Source organism: Limimaricola litoreus (assembly GCF_024159025.1).
Lineage (GTDB): Bacteria > Pseudomonadota > Alphaproteobacteria > Rhodobacterales > Rhodobacteraceae > Limimaricola > Limimaricola litoreus.
Genome location: NZ_JAMYXC010000276.1, coordinates 1 through 1,511 on the forward strand (window position 1 = coordinate 1; position 1,511 = coordinate 1,511).

A 1,511-nucleotide genomic window follows, 5' to 3' on the forward strand; every position below is an offset into this window, starting at 1 on the left:
AGCAGCACGAAGCCCACCGGGCTACGCGCCAGGCCGAAGACCGGCCGCGAATCAGACAGGCAGGCGTCGAGCCAGGCCCGCTCGACCCGGTCGACGCCCGTGCGGGTGCGCCCGGCGCGGCTGGCCAGCCGCGTCAGATCGAGCAGCAGCGCGCCGGGCGGGGCCAAGCCCCTACTGGGCGGCGTTGCGGACCGCCACCATCTCCTGGAGATACTGGCCGAACTCGTCGCGCAGCTCCTCGCGGGCGAGACCGAAGGCCACGGTCGCCTGCAGGAAGCCCGCCTTGGAACCGCAATCATAGCGCTCGCCCGAGAAGCGGAAGCCATGCACGCCGCGCGGGCCGGCGATCTCCCTGGCGATCGCATCGGTGAGCTGGATCTCGCCGCCTGCGCCCTTCTCGACCGAATCGAGATGGCCCATCACCTCGGGCGAAAGGATGTAGCGGCCGATCACCGCGAGGTTCGACGGCGCATCGGCGGGCTTGGGCTTCTCGACCATGCCGCGCACCTTCATCGCGTCGCCCTGGCCCGGCTCCACGTCCAGGATGCCGTAGGAGGAGGTGCGCTCGTTGGGGACCTCCATCGCCGCCACCATGCAGCCGCCGGTCTCGCGATGCGCCTCGACCATCTGCTGCAGGCAGGGCTTTTCGGCGGCGATCACGTCATCGGGCAGGATCACCGCGAAGGGCTCGTCACCGATCAGGTTGCGCGCGCACCACACGGCATGGCCGAGGCCCAGCGCCTGATGCTGGCGGATATAGGCGATGGCGCCCGAGGGCATGTAGGTGGACTTCAACACGTCGAGAAGCTTGTCCTTGCCGTCCTCGGACAGGCGGCTTTCGAGCTCGGGCGCGTGATCGAAGTAATCCTCGAGCGCCGATTTGCCGCGCGCGGTCACGAAGATGAACTCCTCGATTCCGGCGGCCCGCGCCTCGTCGATCGCGTATTGAATCAGCGGTTTGTCGACCAGCGTCATGATTTCCTTGGGCACCGACTTGGTCGCCGGAAGGAAACGCGTTCCAAGCCCAGCCACGGGAAATACGGCCTTGGTCACACGTTTCGTCATATGTCAGGATCCTTCGGTTCGTGCCCCGGCATGGCGGGGGCGAAATCTATTCACATACTTTGTTCGAAGCACAGTGTTCCTCAAACAACCCGGAATTACCATCGCGGTTTCATCGCAGATTGCTGCAACATCATGATGGCAATGTTTCGGCAATTCCCGATCCCGCCGGATCGCGCTGCGCACGCTGTCGGGCTTCCTCGAAAGCCGCGCGTTCGGCGAATCGCCAGTAGCGGAAGGCCGGGTCCCCCGGCAAGGCGGGGCCGAACAGCCCGCCCGACTGCACCCAGACGCCGCGCGGATCGAAACGCAGCCGGTGCCGGCGCGCATCGGGCCACAGCACCAGCAGGGTGACCACATGACCGCGCGCGGCGAGCTGCGCCGCTTCGGCCATCTGCGCCCGCGCCGTGAGCGCTGGGCGGCAAGGTGATCGAGGTCGAAGGCCTCAA

General features: G+C 67.0%; 2 protein-coding genes. Both read right to left on the reverse strand.

Annotation, left to right across the window (positions count from 1 at the left end):
- Nucleotides 1-171: 171 nt before the first annotated feature.
- Nucleotides 172-1,065, reverse strand: a complete 894-nt coding sequence (galU, locus tag NHG85_RS17310) for a UTP--glucose-1-phosphate uridylyltransferase GalU (protein ID WP_253334774.1) — start codon at nucleotides 1,063-1,065, stop codon at nucleotides 172-174.
- Nucleotides 1,066-1,195: 130 nt separating this feature from the next.
- Nucleotides 1,196-1,456 (reverse strand): hypothetical protein, encoded by a 261-nt coding sequence (locus NHG85_RS17315; RefSeq protein WP_253334776.1) that lies wholly within the window; start codon nucleotides 1,454-1,456, stop codon nucleotides 1,196-1,198.
- Nucleotides 1,457-1,511 lie beyond the last annotated feature (55 nt).

Excerpts from the sequence above, each read along its gene's own strand:
- galU (WP_253334774.1), bottom strand. The coding sequence starts at position 1,065 with ATGACGAAACGTGTGACCAAGGCCGTATTTCCCGTGGCTGGGCTTGGA.
- NHG85_RS17315 (WP_253334776.1), bottom strand. The coding sequence starts at position 1,456 with ATGGCCGAAGCGGCGCAGCTCGCCGCGCGCGGTCATGTGGTCACCCTG.